The organism is Flexithrix dorotheae DSM 6795 (assembly GCF_000379765.1).
GTDB classification, from domain to species: domain Bacteria; phylum Bacteroidota; class Bacteroidia; order Cytophagales; family Flammeovirgaceae; genus Flexithrix; species Flexithrix dorotheae.
The window spans coordinates 1-26,004 of sequence record NZ_KB903473.1; the positions used below are offsets into that span (position 1 = coordinate 1).

General features: G+C 36.0%; 17 protein-coding genes. 2 read left to right on the plus strand and 15 right to left on the minus strand.

Features of this window, described 5'->3' with window-relative positions; all coding sequences use genetic code 11:
* Positions 1-96: 96 nt before the first annotated feature.
* Positions 97-285 (plus strand): hypothetical protein, encoded by a 189-nt coding sequence (locus tag A3EM_RS44045; protein WP_020528229.1) that lies wholly within the window; start codon positions 97-99, stop codon positions 283-285.
* 68 nt (positions 286-353) lie between these two features.
* Positions 354-1,286, plus strand: a complete 933-nt coding sequence (locus A3EM_RS47200; RefSeq protein WP_020531972.1) for a hypothetical protein — start codon at positions 354-356, stop codon at positions 1,284-1,286.
* Between the two features lie 216 nt (positions 1,287-1,502).
* On the opposite strand, the gene A3EM_RS0130105 is transcribed toward A3EM_RS47200, so the two are convergent.
* The 15 genes from A3EM_RS0130105 to A3EM_RS0130175 all read right to left on the minus strand — a co-directional run bounded on the left by A3EM_RS0130105 (position 1,503) and on the right by A3EM_RS0130175 (position 25,056).
* Positions 1,503-2,510: a glycoside hydrolase family 43 protein gene (locus A3EM_RS0130105; RefSeq protein WP_020531973.1), complete on the minus strand. Its 1,008-nt coding sequence runs from the start codon at positions 2,508-2,510 to the stop codon at positions 1,503-1,505.
* Between the two features lie 35 nt (positions 2,511-2,545).
* Positions 2,546-5,056: a glutaminase family protein gene (locus A3EM_RS0130110; protein ID WP_026210670.1), complete on the minus strand. Its 2,511-nt coding sequence runs from the start codon at positions 5,054-5,056 to the stop codon at positions 2,546-2,548.
* Positions 5,057-5,192: 136 nt separating this feature from the next.
* The gene (locus A3EM_RS0130115; RefSeq protein ID WP_245576569.1) at positions 5,193-5,897 is read right to left on the minus strand and encodes a DUF3823 domain-containing protein; all 705 of its coding nucleotides are present in this window, start codon (positions 5,895-5,897) and stop codon (positions 5,193-5,195) included.
* A 29-nt stretch (positions 5,898-5,926) separates the two neighbouring features.
* Complete coding sequence (locus A3EM_RS0130120) at positions 5,927-7,798, minus strand: RagB/SusD family nutrient uptake outer membrane protein (RefSeq protein WP_020531976.1); 1,872 nt, start codon at positions 7,796-7,798, stop codon at positions 5,927-5,929.
* A 72-nt stretch (positions 7,799-7,870) separates the two neighbouring features.
* Complete coding sequence (locus tag A3EM_RS0130125; RefSeq protein ID WP_245576570.1) at positions 7,871-11,305, minus strand: SusC/RagA family TonB-linked outer membrane protein; 3,435 nt, start codon at positions 11,303-11,305, stop codon at positions 7,871-7,873.
* A 169-nt stretch (positions 11,306-11,474) separates the two neighbouring features.
* Positions 11,475-12,491 carry a FecR family protein gene (locus A3EM_RS46415; RefSeq protein WP_020531978.1) on the minus strand — a complete coding sequence of 339 codons (1,017 nt, stop codon included), beginning with the start codon at positions 12,489-12,491 and terminating at the stop codon, positions 11,475-11,477.
* Between the two features lie 182 nt (positions 12,492-12,673).
* Positions 12,674-13,267, minus strand: coding sequence for an RNA polymerase sigma factor (locus A3EM_RS0130135; RefSeq protein WP_020531979.1), 594 nt, complete (start codon positions 13,265-13,267; stop codon positions 12,674-12,676).
* A 184-nt stretch (positions 13,268-13,451) separates the two neighbouring features.
* Positions 13,452-14,579: an aldose epimerase family protein gene (locus tag A3EM_RS0130140; protein WP_020531980.1), complete on the minus strand. Its 1,128-nt coding sequence runs from the start codon at positions 14,577-14,579 to the stop codon at positions 13,452-13,454.
* Between the two features lie 190 nt (positions 14,580-14,769).
* Positions 14,770-16,596: a glycoside hydrolase family 2 protein gene (locus A3EM_RS0130145; protein WP_020531981.1), complete on the minus strand. Its 1,827-nt coding sequence runs from the start codon at positions 16,594-16,596 to the stop codon at positions 14,770-14,772.
* A gap of 230 nt (positions 16,597-16,826) precedes the next feature.
* Positions 16,827-17,999 (minus strand): glycoside hydrolase 5 family protein, encoded by a 1,173-nt coding sequence (locus A3EM_RS0130150; RefSeq protein ID WP_245576571.1) that lies wholly within the window; start codon positions 17,997-17,999, stop codon positions 16,827-16,829.
* A gap of 47 nt (positions 18,000-18,046) precedes the next feature.
* Positions 18,047-20,077: a beta-L-arabinofuranosidase domain-containing protein gene (locus A3EM_RS0130155; RefSeq protein ID WP_052323395.1), complete on the minus strand. Its 2,031-nt coding sequence runs from the start codon at positions 20,075-20,077 to the stop codon at positions 18,047-18,049.
* A 208-nt stretch (positions 20,078-20,285) separates the two neighbouring features.
* On the minus strand, positions 20,286-21,320 hold the full coding sequence (locus A3EM_RS0130160; RefSeq protein WP_020531984.1) for a glycoside hydrolase family 43 protein: 1,035 nt from the start codon (positions 21,318-21,320) through the stop codon (positions 20,286-20,288).
* Positions 21,321-21,920: 600 nt separating this feature from the next.
* Complete coding sequence (locus A3EM_RS0130165) at positions 21,921-22,511, minus strand: helix-turn-helix domain-containing protein (RefSeq protein ID WP_020531985.1); 591 nt, start codon at positions 22,509-22,511, stop codon at positions 21,921-21,923.
* On the minus strand, positions 22,498-22,707 hold the full coding sequence (locus A3EM_RS0130170) for a heavy-metal-associated domain-containing protein (protein ID WP_020531986.1): 210 nt from the start codon (positions 22,705-22,707) through the stop codon (positions 22,498-22,500). The genes A3EM_RS0130165 and A3EM_RS0130170 overlap by 14 nt, the downstream gene beginning before the upstream one ends.
* 102 nt (positions 22,708-22,809) lie before the next feature.
* Positions 22,810-25,056, minus strand: a complete 2,247-nt coding sequence (locus A3EM_RS0130175; protein WP_020531987.1) for a heavy metal translocating P-type ATPase — start codon at positions 25,054-25,056, stop codon at positions 22,810-22,812.
* Positions 25,057-26,004: the final 948 nt, after the last annotated feature.

The following is a 26,004-nucleotide window of genomic DNA, read 5'->3' on the forward strand; positions in this document are numbered from 1 at the left end:
GGGTGCACGTCAAACTTCCCAGCCTTAAAGATTTATTGAAAAATTGCATAAAAAGGATTATCTTGAAAAAGTACTAAAACCAAAACCAGATATCTGATGACCACTGAAGAATTAACCGCTAAGATACAGGCAGAAATTAAATTATGGCAAGCCTCTCAACAAGGCCAAACTAGTGGGTATGAATATGAGAAGTCGTTTGTTGAGGTATGGGCAAAATTGGGTCGGGAAGTATTACAAAATAGTCTTGGGGATGAGTCCTATAAAAAGAACAAGAAAAAAAAATAAAGTCAAGTTTTGGCAAGTTGATAGTGAATAAAAATCATTGCCTTGCAAGCAGTCCTCAAGGATTTCGGATGAGTAGTTATTTACAAGAAATCATCTGTTATTTAGGCAGCGATCATGTATTTGAAGAAGCCAGTGCTTTATTGGAAAAGTTGTTGAGTGTAGAGGTTTGTGCCAAACAAATAGAGCGGGTCAGTGAAAAAATTGGAGCGCTATTGCAGGCTAAACAAGATGAAAAAATAGAACAGGATATGGTTCTTCCCAGTGATTTGATTGATAGTCAGGAAGTGTTGACCTATGTAGAAATGGATGGTTCAATGGTTTTTACCAGAGAAGAAAAGTGGAAGGAAATAAAACTGGGGAGGATTTTTCAACTACCCATTCGAGAAGAACCAGCAGGTATTAAGCATTCCGAATATTTTGGTCATTTAGGTGATGCAGCAACCTTTCTAAAGGGCCTTGAATGTTTAATTCCCTCGGTTAAATGCCCAATATTCATTGGAGATGGAGCACCCTGGATATGGAATTGGGTAAACAAGTGTTATCCTAAAGCTATCCAAATACTGGATTTCTATCATGCCATGGAATATGCTCATGGATTTGCCAGAGAAGCATTTCCAGAAGAAATAAAAAGAAAATCCTGGATAGATGGAGTTAAAAATTACCTGATGACTGATCGGGTTGGTGCATTGATTCGACACTTTGAATTGCTGGAATCCAGAGTGAAACCAGAACATTTACCATTACTATTGAAGCTAAAAGAATATTACCAAAGAAATCAGGAACGTATGTATTATGGTTTTTACAGAGAAAAAAAGCTAATAATAGGTAGTGGGGCTATAGAATCAGCACACAAAGAAGTCATTCAAAAAAGAATGAAATTATCAGGGCAAAGATGGTCAAAAAAAGGGGCACAGGCCATCTTGCAATTAAGAACAACTAAGAAAAGTGCAAAATGGTGGAGTGTGTTGGACACAATAGAACCACAGAAAATGGTAGCCTAAATGGGAAGTTTGACGTGCACCGCTTTCCATGTTTCCATCAGAGGTAGCCTCTTTGTGGAATCTCAAACTTTCTTTAGGGATACCTGAAACTTTCCACATTAATTCAGTTTGATTCTTTTGGCTGATTCTCAGGTATTCCTAGACCAATGAAAATTTGAAATTTTTTAATGGTTTAAAGAAGGAAACCTCCTCCAGGTTTAGAATCACATAGAAAAATTATTTCAAAATCCTTTCCCCTACTCCCTCAAAGGTTATTTTAACTGGTTTAATTAAACCATTTTCATCAAATTCCATTTTATCTATACAAACTACACGATGGTTGCCATCTGTTTTGCCCAAAGGTCTTCGATGATAGATGATAAACCATTCATCAGAGTTTGGGGGATTGATCAGGGAGTGATGCCCTGCTCCGGTAGCTACAGACATATCTTGTTGAAGCACTGTACCTATCCTTTTGAATGGACCAAAAGGGGAATCTGCTATAGCATAGGCAACTCTATAGTCTGGTCCTGTCCACCCACCTTCAGACCACATAAAATAGTATTTACCATTGCGAATAAACATGAATGGACCTTCAACATACCCTTCAGGAGTGATTTCTTGAAAAATTTCCCCCTTATTATTTGGGACCAGCTTTTTAAAATTCTTACTCAATTTGGCAATATTGCAATGCCGCCATCCACCATAAATGATGTAGTATTGACCATCATCATCTTGAAATACAAACTGATCTATTGGTTGTGCTCCATTGAAAAATTTGGTTATCAGTGGTTTACCTAGGTAATCCTTGTAGGGTCCTTCGGGCCGATCGGCTACGGCTATACCAATACCACCATTCATCCGATTGTGTTGAATATCATTGGCCCCAAAGAATAAAAAATACTTCCCTTTTCGCTCAATAATAGATGGTGCCCACATTGCCCTATAAGCCCATTTTATGGCTGTTGTATCAATAATTCGCTCGTGTTTTGTCCAATGCACTAAATCCGGAGATGAAAAAGCATCCATAAATACTTGCTCGTTGTAAGGAGCAGAGTAGGTCGGAAATATATAATATTTATCTCCGAAAATAACCCCTTCCGGATCGGCATACCACCCTTCAAAAATTGGATTCCCTGCTTTATTTTTTGTCTGAGCAAAGCCAACTCCAAAAGTTGAATTAAGAATAATAATCAAAAGGCTTATCCTCAAAAGAGTGCAATTTTTCCAAATTAGTAATGTCATTTTATTATCAATGAAAAGTTTCACTTAAATTCATTCTAGGGCTTAACATCCAAGATCTTAATAAAATATCCACCGACAACAGATCTTGCCTGAAAGCCCACTTTTTCCGCATTTGGAGTCTCATACCAATCAGACATTGGTACTCTGTCCGGAGTATTCGTAACATAGGCATGTAATGGATCAATAAATTTCTGAAATGTTTCCTGATCGTTGGCTAAGGTAGCGGTCCAAACAATCCAATCAGATTTTGTATACGTTTTCCTATTGTCTAAAGGTAATCCATAGGTATTTTGCTTGGATAGATAATATGATATTTCTTTTTCACTTATTTCTTTTGGAAAAATTCCAAAGCCCAATAATTTATCCCATACCATATTATATTTCTGGCTCCAGGTTCCGGGTTTATCAAAAGTTAACCGGTAATGGTCCCCATCATTTGCCATTTTTTCCCATTCTGATGCCATTTGGGAAGCCTCCATATTATAAGTATTCGCAATTTCCTTTTTTCCTAACATTTCTGCCAACATACCATATCCTGCTATTCCCATAATGGCTTTAATAGATAAGTTAGTATTATGGGCAAAATGGCCGGCAAAGTCATCTGTACAAAGTTGATTTTCAGGATCTAATCCATTTTCTTTTAAATAATTGGCCCATGTAGTAAGCACCTCCCAATGCGCTTTGGCATAATTGGCATTTCCTTCCATTTTGGCTATTGCTGCTGCCATAATAAGCATATTACCACATTCTTCTATTGGCATATCTCCCCCATAGGTTTGTCCATTTGCTTTAGGATAAGTCCCTACATCATGAGCTGCAAAAGGTTTGGTCCACTTCCCACTTTCAGAATAATAGAAAATTGGGTTCATCATTCCTTTCAACAATTCAGGGTTATATTTTAAAAATAGAGGCGCAGAAGGATATGTAACATCTACTGTTCCAATAGAGCCATTACTAAAGTTTTCCTTCGAAAGAAATAGTATATTTCCCTGATTGTCTTTTGTAAGCTTGTGAGCTGCAATAGCCTGCCTAAAAGCCAAAACACACAAATCAGCATATTTCTTTCCCCCCGCATTAACAGCATCCTCCCAAATCCTGTTATCAAAATCAACACATTTCTCCATTATCTGGTCATGCTCCGCAACTGCTTTTTCAAACTCATCATCTATGGTTACTTTTCCTCCTTGAGTCCACCATGCAGGCAAATTATCTCCAAAATATTGAATAGAAACCAGATCATCATAGCCAATCATTAAATAACCTGAAGTAGATTGATCATTTACTTTTCCCAGAGTATGAAAATAGCTTAATACAGGCATTTTCTCTGTCATTTTTGCACTGGAAATCGCTTCCCCTCCTTCCCCTATGCCATTTGAAACAAAAGTCTCCTTGGCTTTAAAATATTCTCCAATATTTAATTCTGACTGTTCATTAGTAGCTGCAGCCAAATATGCATATCCCCAATCAATTCTCACATTGTCCCCGTGCTTTTCCAACACAGGTTGTTCATTGGTTCCTGTTTTCAGATATTGAACCGAACCCACTTTTTCTTTACTTACCTCTACTTCTTGATACATTTCATCCACTGCCCATTGTGGAGTCATTTCAAAATAGATTTCTACATCATGATTGTTCCCATCATTTGAGTTTAATTCATAATCAATGTAACTAATAGGCCTTGACAACAAATCCAAATCATCGGGCAAAAGTGGAGAAGTAAATTTCAATTGTAAATCTACCGGCCCACAGGCAAATGAATAGTGAGTTTGGGTTGCCGATAAATTCACTTCCTTCTGAGTAGCTGTTTTTGTGAAAACTTCTTTCTGAAGGCTTTTGGTATATATCCCAAAATCTACATAAGCCCATCCTACCCTATTCCAACAATGTGCTGCAATTACATTTTCGCCTCCTTTTTTAAGTAATTCCGTGGGTATTTTTAAAACTACATCTCTTCTGGCCTTATTACCAGTATTCACAATTTCAGTCCCGTTAAGGTAAAGTTCAAAATCATCATCATGAGAATAAATTAGATAATACTCCTGATCATCTAAAATTTCGGGAAAGGTAAATGACCTTCTCACCCAAATATTTGCAGTTTCCCATACAGTATTCACTTCCTTAGAATTCGGGGTGCCAAAAGGAGCCTTTCCAGTTTTCCACAATTTTGCATCAAATTCTGGTTGTTCCCAACCCTCTATAGGTTCAGTTTCAGTGTATTCTCCTTCCCAAATAGCATGCTTACTCATAGGAATAATTTCCTTTAAAGGAACCTCTTCCTTTCCCATAAATCGGAAGACTTCTCCATCCACCCGGACAGCACCTATGAGAGAATGGACTTTTCCTGTCCAATGACGAACCTGGTCATCATAAAGCTGATCGGCCATCGACCAGGCACTGGTATACGGATCAATTGTGACTAATGGATAAGCCGGTGCTCTTAAAAAGGTTTTATGGTGTTGTTTCGCTATTTTTTGATTATTACCACAAGAAAAAATCAAAAAAGAAAACCATAGGGCTAAAATAATTCTGATGCTATTTTTTTTCATTTTCAAGTAATCGTTCATAACCTGGAGTCATACTCCGGAAAATACATTTTTTTTGTAAAGATAACTTAGAAGTGAAAAACTCTTCCAAAATCCATCCTATTCAAATGAAATTGGAAGAGTTCCACACAACCTTTAATTATAACTGGATTTTTTCTATAGTTGAAAATAACATATCCTCTACTCCCTCTATTTTTACCCCTACCCTTGCAAACACATAGTTTTGAGTTGGGATTAAATCTGGGACATCCGTACTAAGAATAATATTATTTAGATCTGAAATATCAGAGCCATTTATTTCCATAGTAGATATGCTGGTTCTGGTATCCACAAATGCTGTTTTACTGATATACAAATTAACTCTTTCTACATTTTTTGCATCAGCATCTGTAATGATTTGCTCTAACCCAAAAGTAGATGTTACAGTTCTTCCACTATTAGAAAAATTGGCATTTCTTACCATGTAATAGGGCAAAACCTCTATATCCATTGTTTTGTTACCCGTTAAGTTTACTAAAATAGTATCCGAATTGGCATCTGAGTTAAAAATAGACTTATAAGGTCCCTGAGAACTTGGCAAAACAAGTTTATAATTTGCGCTAAATAAAAGCGAAGAAAATGATCCATCCTGATCTACAGCTACATTAATGGGATATTGTAATTGCCACCCAGGTTCCCAAAGCTCAAAATATACATCGTTAAAACTCACATTTAATGGTTCTCCCTGATAAACTATCCTGCCATCAAACTGGCTATTTGGCTCTTCATAGTTATCGTATTCACAGGAAAAAATAATGACTCCCAAAAGGGTTATTAAAATATATTGAAATTTCTTTTTCATCATTGTTTCAATTTAAGATGTTAAAATAGGCCTTATTGGTTTGGGTTTTTGACAATTTTTGGATTTGCATTTCTTATTCCTTCTCCAATATTGGAATAATAATTACCCATCCGGAATCGATGCGCATTGTTAACAACGCTTGGAAGAACCTCTTTAAAAATCCATTTTCCATCATTTGGATTTCCAGGATCGTAAATTTTATAAGGCCAAAGCGCAAAAACTCTGGTACTTGGTTCATTGGCTATTCCAGGATTATTAGTCAATTCTGTATATTCACCATTCCAGACTTTATGAGCAAGCCTCCATCGCTTCATATCAAATAAAATATGTCCTTCAAAAGCAAGCTCTACTTTTCTTTCATGTACAATTCTGTCAAAAGTGAGGTCTCCTGCCCCCAGGTCAGTGGAAAACCCGGCACGTTGGCGCACTTCATTGATATAAGGTAATGCCACACTTGTGTTTCCAAGTTCAAAAGCTGCTTCTGCAGCATTCAATAAAACTTCTGCATATCGATACCTTACCCACCATACATCACTTCCTGTTCCTCTTTGTCCAGAACCCACATCCAAATCATTAAATTTTCTAACATAAAAACCAGATTGAGCAGATGATTCCAATTGATCGACAGGACCATCATAGCCCACCACTTGCGATTCCACTGTATTTCCAGGTAAAACGGCTCTTCCTCCTAATTGATCAGCAGATATTATAGAACCATCAGCCAGTTGATATCCTGCCCAAATATCCACCTGTTTCCCTCTGTAAGTAGACCCTGGAAGAATAACCGTTCCGGCTAACCTGGCATCTCTTCCTTCAAATGCTTCAATAGGATCATCATAATAAATATAATTTCCAGTAGCCTCATCTATAGTTTTGATTTCTGAAAAAGTATTGTCCAAATACTCAAAAGATTGCACAAGGTTTAAAGAAACATTTATATTTCCACCAGCAATATTCTCCTCTCTAAGTGATCTCGGGATAGCATCAATGGTAAATCCATGCGTCACTCCTTTTTCCTTATAATCTTTTACAAAGATGATTTCTGAATTTCCATCTTCATCAAGAAAAAGACTTGCAAAATTCTCAGACAAATTGTCTTTTTTCCTATATAAGGCGTAATTCCCATCATTAATTAATTCCTGTGCTGAAGATAAAGCCTTTTGGTAGTACCCTTCTGCCATCGACAAAGGAATTCCAACTTCCCCACCCGGAGTGGAGACTTGTGGAGTAGTAGCGCCATATTTAGCAATAGAACCTGCATACAAGGCAGCTCTTGATACCATTGCCAAAGCCAACCCTTTGGTTGCTCTAGATTTTATATTGCCATCATTAGGAAGAATATCTTTGATTTCCTCTAACTCGCTAATCACAAAATCATAAACTTCATGTTCCTTGTTTCTGGGAAATTGAAGATAGGTTGGATCACCACTAAAATCATATTCCAATGGATCCAGAATAATTGGCACACCGCCCACTCTCTTCACATGTTCAAAATAAAGGGCTGCTCTTAAAAATCTGGCTTCAGCAATAAATCGTTCCTGAGCTTCAGGTTTAATTTGCGTAGTGGATTCTGCTTTTTGGATAAATAGATTTAATTCCCGCACATATCCATAATCCCACAATCCCCACCAATCGTAGCTATAGTCCTGGAATTGATGTCGCCAATAATTACCAAAATTGGAGGCAAAAGCTTCATCAAAATTGGTATACTCTGCCCAGGCTGTTATTTGCTGAATATCGTGATAACGGTTATACAAATCTGTTAATACAGACAAGATTAATCCTTCATCCGACCAAACCTGATCCTCCAATAGAATATCAGTTGGTTCTCTATCTAAAAAATCATCATTGCATCCAGCGCTTAGGGAGATAATGATTAATATAGTTAAGATATATTTTTTCATAAGTATAAAATTTTTGAAATGTTGAGGCTGCCCTAAAATGGGTAAACCACAATTATTTCATGCTTTATTTTTTTAGAAAGTTAGATTAACACCTACATTAAATAATTTATTTTGAGGGTATTGAAGCCCGTTTTCATCTGCAACTTCCGGATCAATTCCAAAAGGTTTCACATTATCAATTGAAAATAAATTGTAGGTATTCAGATAAATTCTGGCTCTTTCCATTTTGATTTTTTGAATCCAGGAATCAGGTAAAGAATATCCGATTTCCATAGTCCTCAACCTCAAATAGTTAATATTAACCATCCACCAGTCTGACTGCTTATTATAATTACTGTGATTGGGATTATTGAAACTAAGAGAAGGGTTTTTCCCAGGAATCCACTCGCTGTTTAGATCGTAAAGATCAGCCCTGTGCCATCGGTCTTCATACATGGTTGATAATAAATTTCCTGTATTCTGGAAGGGCCATCGCATTTCCCATTGTTGGTTATAAGAATACATAGAGCCACCAGAAAAATCCATGCTAAAATCAATGCCTTTGAAGTCCAGAGATAAATTTAACCCAATGTTTACGATAGGATTCTTCCAGGTTCCATAACCAATTGGTCTTTCGTCATATCCATCAATTTTTCCATCTCCATTAATATCCTTATAAATAAAGTCTCCGGGAAGTAAAGTTTTATTTCCTTGTCCGTCAATGTTGATTTTATAGTTATTAATTTCTTCCTGCGACTGGAACTGACCAACAACCTGATACCCCCAGAAGGTATTTTCATATCGGTCCTCCCTTGAATTCCTATAATGATCCCATGAATTTCCCCACCGGGGTTTATATGATGAGTTAAACTTACTCCTGGCATAGGAAAAATTACCGCCAACTTTAAAGTTTACACCCTTTTTATTTGATGAATAAGCCAGCGTAGCTTCATACCCAAATTGAGAATCACTATTCAGGTTTTCTTCAGGTAAAGTATAGCCCAATTCAGCAGGTAATACAACATCATACTTGAATCCTCTAAGACCAGTTCTGGTTCTGTCAAAATAATCCAAAGTACCGCTAACTTTACTATCCAACATGGCAAAATCTACCCCAAAATCTATAATGGTACTGGTAAACCAGGATATGTTATCAACTGGCTTTCCCCTATCTCTGGAAGCTACAGTAGTATTCCCATCAATTATTCCTTTGCCCACACCATAAGTGTAGCCAGGGATATAATCGAATGGTCCTATTCCTACATTATCGTCTCCCAGCTGACCATAGGAACCTCTTAATTTTAATTCATTAATAAAATTAATATCGAAGAAGTTTTCCTGAGTAATTCTCCATCCTCCAGAAATAGAGGGGAAAAAGCCCCACCTTTTATCTGGTGAAAATTTCCAGGAACCATCATATCTTCCTGCAACTTCCAAATAATATTTGCTGTCAAAATTATAGTTAATCCTGCCAATGTAACCAATTCTGGCTTCCTCATAATCGCTGTCATCATAAGCATCCATATCCGCAAACTGAAGAATATCCAGGTAATTGGTTTGTGGTACTGAATGAAGCCAATTTCTTTGATCCCTCCTTTGAATACTTTCGGCAACAGCCACTACGCCTATACTATGTTTACCGGCAATTGTTTTATTATAATTCAAGTGGAACTGAGCTACATTTTCAGTGATTTTACGCTGTGTTCTGTCCCGATAAGGATTATCATTTCCTCCTGTTCTGTTATAATTATCTGTATTTTGATCGTAAGTAAATACATCGTAAGTATACTCAAAAGTATTGGCTACCTGATCGGCATAATAATAAGAATACATCCCTTTAGCTGTAAATCCTTCCAAAATTTCATACTCAGCAGTAAAGTTGGTTTGTATGGTTTTCCAATCCTCTCTCCACCAGCCAGTTATATCTTTATTTAATAAAGCCCAGTTAGTTTCTATATTACTAATATGATTGGGGTATTCCGGGTTGTCATTGGCATAAGGACGCTCAGTTGGTCTGTTCCTGAATAAAGCAAATCTTGGCTGCCAGTAATCATCATATCCGGGAACGCCTGGATTATCCCTGGTTTCTAATCTGGCACTTATTTGTGCACCTACTTTAAGTTTTTCAGCAATTCTTGTATCAATATTCGACTGAATGTTTGTTCTGTTAAAAGTAAAATCCTTAAATACAGCATCCTGATCAAATCTTGAAATTGATAAATAATAATTAGTCTTGTCAGATCCACCGGAAGTGCTAATATTTATAGAAGACTGTGGTGCATTTTTTCCAACTATATAATCGTACCAGTCGAAACTCTGGTACCCCGGTTCGGTACCATTTTTCCATTTTTCGAGCTCTTCAGGAGTAATTGCCGTAGTTCCATGTTGGTTCATTTCTGCCTCCGCTTTTCCAAGCATCCAGTCATAAGCCCCAACTCCTTTGGGAAATCTTGACCAGTTTTGGACTCCATAGTAAGCATCAACACTAACTGTATTTTTCTGGCCCAATTTTCCTTTTTTAGTAGTGACCACCACCACTCCATTAGCAGCCCGAACCCCGTAAATTGCTGCGGAAGCATCCTTTAAAATGGTTATGCTTTCTATATCTTGAGGTGCCAGATTATTAAATTGACCTTCATCTTTCTGAATTCCATCAATGATGTACAATGGAGTACCCATATTCCGAATCTGTAACCAGGCACCTGCACCTGGTCTCCCATCAGGTTGTCTGAAAGAAACCCCTGCCATTTTACCCGCAAGCATCCCACTGGTAGTAGCAACATGTACCCTGTCTAATTCATCTCCCTGTACATTTCCGACCGCTCCCGTTAAAGACTCTTTCTTCTGCGTTCCATATCCCACTACTACAATCTCTTCCAGTTGTTCCATGTCCTCCTGTAAAGTAAGATTAATTTCAGACTGGTTCCCAACTTCTATTTCCTGAGATTCAAAGCCAATATAAGAAAATACAAGGATAGAGTTATCCGGAACAAAAATGGAATAATCCCCATTAATATCAGTCACTGTACCGTTGGTAGTACCCTTGATCAACACACTCACACCTGGTAGGGCTTCATTTCCTTCAGATGAAAGGACTTTCCCAGTAACTTTATGTGTCTGGATGATCTCCACAAAGTCACTCTCGGCATCGTAATTATCAGATAACTTGTTAACAGAGATGCTGTTATTTACCTGTTTGAACCTAAGTCTGCATTCCTTAGAAATCTCTAATAAGACCTCTTTCACAGCCCTTTTCCCCGATGTCAGTTTGATCTTTTTGCTTTTAGGAATGAACTTCCTGGAATAGGCAAATTGAAAATCGGTTTGGTTTTCAATTGATTTGAAAATTTCCTTCACCGAACCATAAGTTCCGTTTACATCGACATAAACTTCTCTAACACTTTTCTTCTGAGCATTACTGTCTTCTGCTAATAAGAATGAATAAAAGCAAACTTGCAATAAAATGCCATATAGAGTATATTTTGAAAGCATTTTAAATAGTCGTAAATAATTTAGTTTCAATTTCATATTTTTGTGTGATTACATTAAAAAACATAATTTCCCTTTTATCCATAGTAGCTAATTGTTTCCCGACATTTAATTTATATGGATATGGGAATAAGGTTTTGACGGCAGTATCAAGCATTGGTACTGCCGTTTTTTAGCTTGTATTGTTTCTGTTCATAGTTTATTTAGATTATTTTCCTGTTATGTATACATTATTACCATTTATCTGGTAGTTAAAATTCATTGCAAAGCTTATACTTTTTAAAACATTCCCCAGTGGCTCACTTTTATAAACTCCATCAAATGATTTGGCAATTTTTGCCTTATTTTTTATTTCTATGGTTACACCAAACCAATTTTCGAGTCTTTCTTTAATGTCATCAATATCGTGATTTTTAAATACGAGTGTTCCATCTTTCCAACCTAAATCCAATAAGTTATCCACTTTTGCTCTATCCAATTGACCATTCTTAAAAACCGCTTTAAAAGTTGGCTCTAAAAGCAGCCCACTTTGCTCTATTACCTGATTATTACTATCCAGTTCCTCAACCCTTACTGATCCTGAAACCAAAGCCACAGTAATATTTTTCTTATCAAAACCATTAATTGAAAATTTGGTGCCTAATACGGTGGTCAACAGGTTACCTGTTTTTACTTCAAATGGTCGGGATTCTTCTCTTGCAATTTCAAAATACCCCTCTCCAATTAGCTGTACTTCTCGTTTACCCTTGGCAAAAACAGAAGGGTAAATCAGTTTACTTCCCGAGTTTAATTTAATTTTTGAACCATCTGACAATTGAACAGTGAGTTTTATTCCCTTCTCTGCAGTTTTTTCTATAAAAGTGATTTTATCTTCTTTTAATATTTCTGGTTGGTCAGTTTCAATCTTATTCCTTACAACAAAAATAGAGACGATCAAAAAAGTAATAATTGCTGCAGCTTTAATAAAAAAGTTGAAACTGATAACCCTGGTCTTTTTTCTAGTTTTCACATCAACACTTTCCCAAGATTTGGCAACCAAACCAGGTGCGGACTTGTACTGTTCAAATTTTATGGATCTCAATAAATCTCTTGTGCGCATTAACTCCTCAGCCAAGTCAGGGTTTTCTTCCATCCATTTATCCCAATAATCATTAACCTCTGAATTGTCAGATTCTACCCACTTATTGAAAAGATCATTTTTAAGAAATTCCTCCTTGTTATTCATCTATTTGTATAAAATTTAAAAAGCGTTTGTAGGCTTCCAATAATAAGAGTAACCTTCACAAAAGTTTTCCCATAAATTTTAAAAAAAAGATTTAATTTTTTAAAAAATTTATGGGTTGCATCTTTTCTGAAAAGTTTTTGGGCACATAATGGACCAACTTCGGATGTTCATAAAACACCCATTTAATTTAAGGAAAGATAAAATGCCCAAAATATTAAAAGGGAAATAAGTGCTTCTCTTAAAGAATTAATTGAATTATGTACTTGGTTGTACACTGTTTTTATTTTAATATTTAAAACCTCAGCAGCTTCTGAATAGCTTAAATTATTATAAAATATAAGAAAGATAATTTCTCTTTGCTTGGGGCTAAGCTGTTTAATGTTGTTAATTAATCTACTTTCAAGCTCTGACTTATTTTGGGCCTGCAGACCAAGAATGGCGGGATCATATGAAATTTCGAATTCCTCTTTCCAATACTTTTCAGCCTTTTCTTTCTCTCTTAAATTTTTTGATAAATATTTGGTAATCCTATTTCTCAGACATTTAATAAGATAAAACTTTAATGCGTTTATTTTCAACCTTTCCCTTGAATTCCAAATTTCAATAAATATATCCTGAATACAATCATCTACAATTGTTTCACTTAATCCAAATTGACGGCCATAATTGAAAAGAATGGGATGGTAAAATTTATAAATCTTTTCAAAAGAAATTCGATCCCCCTTTTGAAAATTATTTAGAAGTAAATCAACATCCTCAGTCTTTGAAACATCCATGGAATTTAGAAAAAAATTCTCAACCCTTTAACTAATGCAACTTATTGGGAAATAAGTTGCTAACTAAAAAAGGATAAATTTAAAACATAAACAAGCTAAAAGTTAGAATTATTATCGAAAAAAAAATGCCTCTGTAAAGAGACACTCCTATAAAATCTATTAACCTAAGAAAGTATCAGATTTTCTAAGGTCCTTTTTTTAATACCGAAAACTTATAAATAGTGGTAGATTCATATATTTCTTCAGGATGGAGGATTGTTGTGGGAAAGTTGGGTTGATTGGGGGAATTTGGGAAGTGCTGGGTTTCGAGGCAAAATCCACTTCTATACTGATAAGCAATCCTGTCCTTCCCCTTTAAAGTACCATCTAAAAAATTCCCAGAGTAGAACTGAATACCAGGTTCAGTGGTGAAAACTTCCATTATTCGTCCACTTGTAGGCTCAAAAACCCTTGCGGCTAGTGATAATTCTTTATCTTTATTAAGTACAAAATTATGATCGTACCCTCCTCCAAACTTTAGTTGCTCATCCTCTAGAAGGATATCTTTTCCAATTGATTTTTCCCGTGTAAAGTCAAAAGGAGTTCCTGCAACATTTTGTAAAATACCATTAGGAATTAGACTTATATCTATGGGTGAAAATTCATTTGCATTTAAAGTCAGTTTATGATCTAAAATAGTATTCTGAGATTTTCCTTCCAAGTTAAAGTAAGAATGATTTGTAAGGTTTACAATCGTTTTTTTTGTGGTACTTGCTTTATACTCTATTTTCAACTGATTGTCTTCAGTAACCGTATATTTTACAATTATGGATAGGTCTCCAGGATATCCTTCCTCCATGTCCCTGCTTTCATATTGAAGAATAATTTGCTGACCATCATCTGTTTTTCTTTTCAAAATATCCCAATAAACTTTATCAAATCCTTTTATTCCACCATGTAAATGATTTGCATTATTGTTCTGAGCAAGTTGGTAAATTTTTCCATCTATTTGAAATATTCCTTTGGCAATCCTATTTCCATATCTGCCAATAAGTGCACCAAAATAAGGATGTTCACCCAAATAATCCTCCATTTTGTCAAATCCCAAAACAACATCATCAAAATTCCCATTTTTATCTGGGACCTTGATTGAAGTAATAATTCCTCCATAATTAATAACTTTTACTTCCATTCCACTGCCATTAGAAATGGTAGCCGATTCAAGTATTTGGTCATTAAGAATTTTTCCTTCTTCATCACTGCCTGTTTTTAGATTCTGGCAGTTACAAATTAATAGAATGATGGAGATAAAAAGTATGGTATATTTTTTCATGAAAATAAGTAATCGGTCAAATTTAAATATATTCTAATTTGCTAAATAGGGGTGCCCTCAATTAATTAATATGGCTCTAAACAAAATAGTTCTGGCACTTACTTTATAAGTTGCCAGGACTATTTTTAATTAAAAACACTAAAAAGTGGTCAATTTTACTGAAAAACAAACTCTGTCCTTTCTAGCTTTTTTACCTGTATAATTTCAAGTGAATTTTCTTTAAATACTCAGGGTCCACTTTAATTATCTCTCTATCATAAGTCATCAGACCATTAATTTCTACTTCTACGTCAGTGGTTTGAGTATATACAGCAGCAGACAACCCTTTTCCGATTAACTTTTCCAAAGCATTAATGTAGGAAGCATATCTTTCCGTTAAGTCCTTTTTATTAGTAAAACTTCGATAACCCCAATTATCTTTTTCCTGCCAGGTATGTTTTTCAACAGGAAGTCCAAGACCTCCAAATTCGCCTAAAACTACTGATTGATCTTTGCCAAAAATATCTGCTCTTGGCATTCTGGGCTCAGGATAATGGTGTAAATCAAGGATATCACCTACCTGAAAATAATTACCTCCACTGGCACTATTTACTAACCTTGTAGGATCGAATTCCTGAGTCCATTTGGTAATTTCCACAGTTTTGAATTGCCCCCAAGCCTCATTGAAAGGAACCCAAACCACAATACTTGGAAACAAATTGAAATCACTCATAATTTCCTTCCATTCTGCTTTGTATATATTTTCAGAAGCCTTTGACCGCTCAATATCCTCTCCTTCATAAGATGGATTGTTCATCCATTTGGGCGATTTATCTCCACTTGGCATGTCTTGCCAAACCAACATCCCTAGTTTATCACAGTAATTATACCATCTGGCAGGTTCTACTTTTACATGCTTTCTAATCATGTTAAAACCCATTTCCTTTGTTTTTTCTATATCGAAAAGCAAGGCCTCATCGGTAGGAGCGGTATACAAACCATCAGGCCACCAGCCCTGATCCAAAGGACCATATTGAAACAAAAATTCATTGTTTAACATGAGTTTTTGTATTCCATTTTCATCTTTTTCTAAGGCTATTTTTCTCATACCAAAATAGCTTATGACCAGATCTTTTGCTTTCCCTTTTTGTAAAACAGATACTTCCAAATCATAAAGGAACGGATCCTCAGGAGACCACAATTTCATATTTGTTATAGAAAGAATTGCTTCTTCCTCTATGCCTATTTCCTTTTCAGCCACAACCGAACCCTTATTTAAAGCTTTTACCAAAACTTTATCAGATTCTCCTGCATTTTCAACATTCACTTTTAAACTTAATGTTTTTGAATCGATGTCCGGGATGGTTTTTAAACCTGAAATATAAGTATTGGCCACTGTCTCCAGCCAAACTGTTTGCCAGATCCCTGTCACCGGAGTATACCAGATACCTTCAGGTCTTTTCACTTGTTTTCCTCTTGGTTGAGGGCCCTCATCAGTCGGGTCCCAAACTCTTACTACCAATTCTTGTGAACCTTTACTTTTTAGCAAAGCAGTAATATCAAAGGAAAAAGGATCGTAACCACCCTGATGTAAGCCAGCTTTTTCTCCATTGATAAATACTTCAGCTTCCCAATCTACCGCTCCAAAATGAAGTAAAACTTTTTCGCCTTTTTGCTTTTTTGGTGCTGTAAATGTGGTTTTGTACCATAGGTTGTGATCCTTACCTACAGTTTTTCCCACTCCAGATAAAGCCGATTCAATAGCAAAAGGAACCAGTATTTTTCCATCAAATTTGACAGGCAGGTTTTCCTCCTTTGGCAAAATGGCGTAATCCCACAATCCATTGAGGTTATACCAGTTTTCTCTTACCATTTGAGGTCTGGGATATTCATTCAAGGGTTTGTCGGTAGAAACTTCATTTGCCCACCTGGTCATAATTTTCCCTTCAACAGGAGCCCAATCCGATTGAGAAAAAACCGGAGTTTGTATTAAAATATTAGTGAAGATAAACAGTAATAAATATTTGTAATTCGTCATTTTAATTTCAAAGTTTTAGTTTAATTTATTTTTCTGGTTCTACCGGAATTATAAGTCACTCTCTTTGTCCTGAACAATTTTACCTAGGATCAGTCAAACCTTGAACTATGAGTAATCCTACAGTCGAGGCGGAAAAAACGAAGATAGGCTTTGCTATGTGAGTTTTTTTTGAACCAAGAGATTTCGCAAAAGACCACTCAGATTACCGAAAGCATTAGGTTGGCTTGACACTAATTCGCAGTAGTCACACCTGTTAATGATTTGATTAATTCAATTTCTTCTGCCTTATAAGGCGAACCATCAGGTTTGAAAATATCGTGAAACCATAAAGGAGGTTCACTATCATAAGCTTTTTGCCAGGAATCCCATGGATAAATAGTATTGGATTTCCCTGCTACAAATCCCCAATTGTAAACCCCTACATTATTTTCTTTGGCAATAGGCATTGATCCTTCAAAAGTGCTTTTATTACCCCTTGACATATATTCTGTACAAACTAAAGGACGATTGAATCGCTGAATGGACTTCAACTGTTTTTCGAAATCTGCTCCATCATTATAATTGTGGAAGGAAATTATATCGGAGTTTTCCACTTGAATTTTTTGTATTGGAGAGAAGTTTTCGTCCTTACTCCAATCCCCTCTCCAAATTCCTGATGTGATGGGTTGAGACGGATTCACATTTCTTACCCAGGTAAACACCTGAGCCAAAAGGTTTTCAACCAATTCATGCTTATTTTTTGGTTCTTTATCCCCATAGCTGGAGTCATTTGTATTATCAGGCTCATTCCAGACATCCCATGCCAAAACCCTGTCATCATTTTTAAAATAACCAACTACTCCCTCCACATAGGCTTCCAACTTTGGATATTGGGTTGGATCTTGCAATATTTCAGCACCAGGATTTTGCACCCAGCCTGAATTATGCAAGCCTTGCTGAGGAGCTCTTTGTTCTCCTAATTTTGGAAAAGGATCCCAACAGGAATCGAAAAGGACAAACATAGGACGAATGCCATGACTTTGGCAGATTTCAAGAAATTTATCCATCCTGTTTAAAAAACCTTTTGCATCCTGTTCCCAAAGTTTATCATGCAAATAGACCCTAAGCGTATTGAAACCAATTTCCTCTGCCCATCCCAATTCCTTGTCAATAGTTTCAGGATCAAAAGTTGCCTCTTGCCACATTTCCAATTGATTGATAGCATTGAAAGGAACATAATTACACCCAGCAAGCCATGGTTGATTTTCATACCAGTTATTTGCCTTTTCAATTGTCCATCGTGTTCCCTTTTCCTCTGTAATTACTTCAACTTCAGTTGATTGTGTTTCTTCCGCAGGCTTTTTTTGCTGGCAATTAAAGGCTAATAATACTACAAGAGGTAGGATTAATATTTTTTTCATCATTCAATTAATTTATAATAACTTATTTGCTAATTATTTTCTCTATTATGTTACCTGACTACTGGAAAAGCTACAATCCTGACTTTGGTACAACCATAGGGAATCAGGGTGATCTCTTCTATTTTCTCCTCAACTTTTCCTTTAAAAATATTATCCCTTGCAGTAACAGGTTGGTGTGCTACGCCATTTTCAGCTACCCATCCCGGAATTTTTTTTGCAGATGCCTTAATTTCAATTGGTGCTTTTTCCTGATTCCAGATAAAATCCTTAGCCACTGGTTTCGTAGATACATTTAAGTTGACACCTGGTTCTTTTACAACCTTTTCCAATAAACCAAAATTCCAGTCTTCTGTAGGGAAAATGCTATAATATTCACCTTCTACTTCCTGATTAGCCTTTTCCCATTTTTCACCTAATTTTAATGCGTAAACCAGAGGACCTCTTTCAACGGTTCTTGAATTTTTTGCCCAATTAGAGGTAAAAGCTTCCATTGGCAAATGGAGTTTTAACTTATCCTTATTTTCCCAGGTTCTGTCAATAGTTAACACCTGTCCACCGGTTTCTTGTCTCAATTCCTTCCCATTTAAGGTAACAATGGCCTTTTTACACCAGGAGGGGATTCGAAGTTGCATTGGGAATTTAACCTTATTTTTTAATTCAAATTCGAATACAATATCTTCTTCAAAAGGATAATTTGTTACTTCATTAATCACTACTTCCTCATTGCCGATTTTTGTTTTCAGTTGATTTGGGCTAAAAATCAAAGCAGCCAAACCACCGTCAGGTGTGGCGTACCAAAGATGCTCGGTAAATTTTGTCCATCCTTGGTGCATGTTTGAAGTACAACAGGTATAGCCACTTTTCAAACCAAAGACATTGTTCATTTCCCGATCAAAAGGTAATGAAAAATCAAATACTCCTCGAGAAACCTGAACCTGATTTGCCACCTGGAAATATTGTTTCATGTTATAATCATCTGTAGTTTGAGTAGGTAAAGCATTGAATGTCATCCGTTCCAGCGCATCCATATATTGAACATCTCCAGAAATGGCAATGGTTTTTTCAAGGGAAAACATGGATTCTACAATAGCACAAAGTTCCACACCCTGGCTGGGATCATTCCCATGTAAATCTTCATCACCTGAAAAAATCCCCATTGGCAAACCATGTAAAGTCATTAAATCATTCCAGCCGGTTTTGATGCTTTCAAGGTATTTTTCATCCTTTGTCCTTTGATAATTTATGGCAGGGGCTTTTAGGGCCATGGCCACATTTACAGCATGCCTTTCCATCCATCTTTCCCCGGTTTGATTTGCAGCAGCCTGCATTACCCAATCCCGGTTACCCAACCATTCACTCCACTGGAAGGACTGCCCTTCCATTATTTCTGCTAATTCTAATAAGGAAGCATCTCCAGTGATTTGATATAGCCACTGCGCCATCATCACATTCTCTATCCCTCTTGATTTTGCCCATTCAGTCCATTTCCCAATGGTGCAGGTTTTGATTGTTTTTAACTGATAATTAAAATAATTGGTCATAAACGGTAGGACTCTTTTATCCTGAGTAGCAAGGTAATATTGTTGTAATACCTTCAGCATTACCATTTTCGGCCACCAATCTTCTCCTGCTTCACAATTTTCGCTGGTAATTTCTACTCCATTTTCTCTTTCCGCTTTGGTTATCGGGCCAAAATAACCAGATGCTCTTTGATGGTCAAGTGTCCAGTTAATGTATTGCATAACCTTTGCCTTTAAAACCGGATCATCCAGTAAAAAGGCTAGTGGTACTGCTCCATCGAGCCAATAAGGCGTTTCTTCCCATCCATCACCTTCTCCTCCCAGCCAGCCATTATCATTTTTTATTTTGTTATGAACTTCATCCAAATGACCTGTGGTACCATCACGCATAATTTCAAGTTGGTGGAGCAACCAGCCTCTTGGTTTTACTTCCCCAAGAGGGATTTCTGAATAAGGTGAAGTAGCTAAAGAAGGATGATCCTGACCTTGTGAATTTGTAATAAAAACAGCAATAATTGGAACAACTAATAGAAGTGTGTGTAGTTTCAGTTTTTTATTCATTTTCAATATTTAGAATTCGAAATAGAACTTATTTATAAAAAAATAATAGGTCCAAAGAGAGATACTAATCTGAATTACCCTTCATTTTTTCCCATTTATTAGTAGGAGTACAAGTTATTGAATTTTACCCATCAAATTTTTTATAAATCGTAAAAAATTGAAGGCTTATCCCAAATCTTTATACTTAACTTTATCAGGTTAATAGGCTCTATTGTGCTGGAATAGGTAGTTTTTCTCCAGTTTTTACAGGTAATCCAAAATTGGGGCTGCCATCCTTATTCCAGGTAAATTTCTGCGCTCTTGGTGATCTGTCTCTTCCGCATCCCTGTCCTGGTTCTGAATTGGCATGATAAAGAATCCAGTCTTCTTTTCCATTAGGAGATTTAAAAAAGGAATTGTGACCTGGTGCAAAAACATCATTTTCCGGAGTTTGTTTGAAAACTGGCTGGGCATTTTTTGTCCAGGATTTTGGGTCCAGCAAATTACTTTTACCCGAAGCCTCTAGCATTCCCAGCGTATAGAAATCAGTCCAGCAGCCACTGGCTGAATAGATTAAAAATAATTTACCCTTATGACTCAGTATCTGTGGACCTTCATTCACATTCACATGCGGTGGATTTATTGGATCATTCAAATCACCATGCTTTTCCCAATCGTAGGTTGGTTGGGAAATCAATACCCTTTTGCCTTCAATTGTCCACGGATTTTTCATTTTAGCGATATAAATATTCTGCTGTCCGTTTTCGTCTCCTTCCCAACCAGACCATATAAAGTAAAGCTGTTTTTTATGGCTGAAAACAGAACCATCAATTGCCCATTTATCATCTTCATCTGCTATTTTTCCTTTAAATATCCATTCACCTTCAAAAGGGTCCAATGAACTGTTTTCTATAACATACATCCTGTGATTATCATTATTACCATCATCTGCAGCAAAATACATGTACCACTTTCCTTGCAAAAAATGAATTTCTGGTGCCCATATTTCCTTTGAATAAGCTGTGTTTTTGGGAGGAATCCAGACCACTTTTTTTTCTGCATCTTTCAGGTTGGCTAAATTTTCCGTTTTCCATATCACCAGTTTATCTCCTACCGTATTGGTATAATAATAAAATCCATCTTTATAAATACTCCATGGATCTGCCCCTGATGGTAAAAGAGGATTAGTAAAAGTGGTTGAATCTTGAGAAAATCCATTAATGAAAATTAGAGTAATGGATATGGTAAATATTATTTTTTTCATAATAGTATCGTGGATAAAATTTAAATTCTTTCCTATTAACACCTAATTGGTCTCCATTTTCCAAAGAGGACAATCGTTGCTTTTAAAGCAAGAGTCTCAGATTATCAATTTTACCCATCAAATTTTTAATTAATCTTAATAATCGGCCCTCCTCCTCTAAAAAGGGCTTCCAGGATTATCATTAATTGCCTTTCGTATTAGGATCCTTCTCAAATAGAAAATGAATTTATAAATAATATTTTCCATTGATATGGCTAATGTTTGGAGCTCAATCAAAAGAATTTTTGCATTCACATCACTCTCCACCGTCCAGATGAGTTTTCATCTCGGACCGGAGTGCGCTTTCCAATAACTACTTCAATAAAATCAAATAAGAAAAGCCTGAAAATCTGTATGACAGCAGGAAAAGGATTCCAAGACCTGAACTCCGAGTAAAATTTCACCTTTCACTTTAGAATTCCATTACATAACCAATATTTCCAACAACCAACCTAAGTTGTCACTCCACTGCCTCCCCAACACAATGATGAGGAGCTATTGTCATCCCAATTTGACTGAGCAGAAATGTGGCTTCTCTTTTGGAGAATTGAAATTATCCCCTTAAAAGGAATCCAGTGAATGATGTCCCGGTTTTTTGAGCTGTTTAAATTCTGAAGGTGTCATCCCTGTTTCTTTTTTGAATTGAGACGAAAGATAAGCCACACTACTATAATTCATTTTAAAAGCAATTTCAGAAAGGGTAAGCTCATTATAAAACAGAAATTCTTTAACCCGCTCTATTTTTTGTTTTACAATGAATTTTTCAATGGTAATTCCCTCTACTGAAGAAAATAACCGACTTAAATAACTATAATCGTGATGAAGCTTTTCTGAAATATAATTCGAAAAATTGGTTATTAATTGTTCATTCTGATGATGAATCTTATCAATAATTATGGCTTTTATTTGTCCTATTAACTTCGATTTATGATCCTGAAGTAGCTCAAAACCCTTTAATTCTAATTTTTCTTCCAATCTCTTTTTTAACTCGTTTGAAATTTCCTTTTCCAAAACGACTTCTCCTAAAACCACAGATTTTGCCCCAATGTTTAAAGAGATTAATAGTTCATTAACAGCCTCAATACATCTGGGACATACCATATTTTTTATATATAAAATCTGTTTTGCGCTCAATCCCCTATATTTTTTCAATTTCAAAACCTGCTTTTATTACGGTGTTCTCTACTGCTTTTTCCTCATTATCCTCCAAAATTACTTCTAAAATTTTATCTGGATGATTCACATCAACCTTCCATAAATCTATATTTTCCAATTCATTCAAATATGGTGTAACAGCATTGATACATCCATTACAATTAATGTTTGTTTTATATTTAACAGTTTTCATAATTTATAAGTTACTAATGGTTTTTAAAATTTTAAGTCTTCAAAATGAGCTCTTCAAATAATTCTGCTCATTTAGGATTTGGAGATCAGTTTCACTATTTAATTAAATCGTTCGGTTTTTTAACCTTAAACTATTAGCTAACACGGATATGGAACTCAGAGCCATTGCTGCACCGGCAATCATTGGATTTAATAAAAAACCAGATATTGGGTACAAAATACCTGCTGCTACCGGGATGGCAATAAGATTGTAAATAAAAGCCCAGAATAAATTTTGTCTTATGGTTTGCATGGTGGACTTAGAAAGCTTAATTGCCACTGCTATTTGATTTAAATTAGAACTCATTAATGTAAGGGAGGCACTTTCCATTGCAATATCACTTCCACTTCCCATGGCAATTCCTACATCGGCCTGAGCAAGTCCCTGAGCATCATTTATTCCATCTCCAGCCATGGCTACTATTTTTCCTTGTTTTTGAATTTCCTCAATATATGCCCCTTTATCTGAAGGTAATAAATTCGCTTTATAAGCTTTTATCCCAACTTTTTGAGCAATTACCTCAGCTACTGCTTTGTTGTCACCGGTTAACATGACTACTTCCACTCCCAGGTTTTTTACTTGCTTTATCGCCATTTCAGCCTCACTTTTTACCTGATCTGCCACTGCAATTATGGCTTCAACCTTGTTATCATTGGAGAAATAAACTACAGTTTTTGCTTCTTCTTCCCATTGACGGGCAATTTTGTCTAAGTTGGCAGCTATTTTTACCTTATGAAGGTCCATTAGTTTTGTATTCCCTACCAAATATTTGTGCCCTTTAAAATATATCAAAGCTCCCATTCCGGTAAAACTTTCAAATAACTCGGTGTTTGCCTCAACTACCTGATTTTTCCGAAGATACATGGTGATAGCCTCTGCTATGGGATGTTCTGATCTCGATTCTATGGATAACAAAATGCCCTGCAGTAATTCCGATGATTTTTCCTCAGACCAGATGATATCAGTCACCATAGGTTTACCCTCTGTTATGGTCCCTGTTTTATCTAAAATTAAGGTATCTATTTTATACGCCATTTCTAAAGATTGAGCATCTTTAATTAATGTGCCATGGTGAGCTCCTCTTCCAATACCCACCATTAATGCAGTAGGCGTAGCTAACCCTAAAGCACAGGGACATGCTATTATAAGCACAGTTATTAAACTTACCATGGCATGAACGACTCTAGGTTCTGGCCCAAAAACAAACCAAATCATAAAAGTTATAATACCTAACCCGATAACCACTGGGACAAATATTCCTGCAATTTGGTCCACCAGTTTTTGTATTTTGGGCTTACTGGCCTGGGCTTTTTCAACCTGGCGAATAATTTGGGACAAAAGCGTTTCCTCCCCTATTTTTTCTGAAATGATTACCAAAGAACCTTTCTGATTAATGGTTCCCGCCAATACTTTTTCCCCTTTATTTTTTCCCACAGCAATAGGTTCTCCTGAAATCATACTTTCATCTACAAAGGAGTATCCCTTCTTTACTTTACCATCAACAGGAATCCGGTCACCTGGTTTTAATAAAATAAGTTCACCTCTATTTATTTCATGATATGAAATGGTTTGGTCCACTCCATTTCTAATTACGGTGACCTTTTTGGGTCTTAAGCCCATTAGTTTCTTAATAGCTAAAGATGTTTTATTCTTTGCGCCCTCTTCCAAATATCTTCCAAGAAGAATAAACATGATAATGACGACAGCAGATTCAAAATATACGTGTGCAGCGATTCCCTGCTTTTCTAAAAATTGGGGGAGAACCGTATTAATAACACTAAACATAAATGCAACACCTGTACTTAATGCTACCAGCGTATCCATATTAGCAGAAAAATGGAGCATCTTTTTCCAGGCAACAATAAAGAACTCCCTACCACTCCAGAATAAAACCGGAATAGAAAAGCCCATCATGATCCAGTTTTCATAAGGAATTGTTCCCATAAAAAACATGGCAATAACAAATACAGGAATTGCAAAGACCGCGGAAACGATTAATTTAATTCGAAGTCTTTGGTGATTTTCCTTTTCAATCTCCTCAATTTTGTTGGAGGCATTTTTCTCCAATAAAATTTCATACCCTATTTCTCCTGCCTTCTGTTTTAGCTGATTTAAGTTTATCTGATTCTTATCATAGGTTAGTGATAAAGATTGGTTAGGATAATTCACTGAAACATCTGAAACCCCATCCAGTGGCTTTAGATAAGATTCAAGGCTTACTGCGCATGAAGCGCAAGTCATTCCCAAAACCCTTACATTGGCATTTTGTAGTCCCGCCTTATTCTCTATTAATATTTGTTCTGTTTCCATTCCATTTCTTGTAATATTATTTTACAAAAATGGATGAGAAATCTATTACAAAGCTTACAGAATTCAGATAAAAATTTATGGAATTATGATAGGAGGCAATATTACCCGACACATACCCAAGTAATTTCAGGGACGGAGTATCTTATTTTCAGCATATATTCAACTCAACCAATCATAGGTGGAATAAAGGCATATGGTCCAGTATTTGTCTCATTGAACAATTTTCAAATGAAATATGCAATTTATAGACACGATTGAAAAATAATAAATACATATTCTGAATGTCATTTTATCACAAAAAAAATATGTGTTAAAATTAATATCCCAGACAGAATTAGGTATACACTTTCGAAATTCTCTTTAACCATCTTTTTAGTCAACTTTCGACCTTGATTCTTCCTCCGAAGCATTTCATTGTTGATATTGTTGTCCCCCCCTACTCCACCACATTAAATTCCGCAATTATCGGATAGTGATCGGAGATTTCATCTACTATTCCTTCATTGATCACTGAAGCGTTGGTACAGGTTTTTGCCAGTTCGGGACTAACCAATATGTAATCAATCCTTTGTCTTTTATAAACGATTTCTTCAGCGGTGGAATAGGGTGCAACTGCAGGGGATGGAAATGTATATCGCTTCTCGGCATCTTCTTCAAAACTTTCAATTACGTCTTTCAAGGGATAGGCTAGAAAAGAAGATATTACGCTGTAATCGAAATCTTCTTCATATTTTTTCCAATACTTATTATTTTTATACAGGTAATTATCGAAGGGAGATAGGGCATTAAAATCTCCAANCACCACATAATTGGATTTTTCCTCAGAAATTGCCGTCTTCATGTAGGATTTGATCAGGTTTGCTTCCTGCCGTCTTACCTCCAGATCTGAGGGAGACAAATGCACAATTAAAAAATCTATTCCATAAGTAGAAACATGTAGCATTCCAT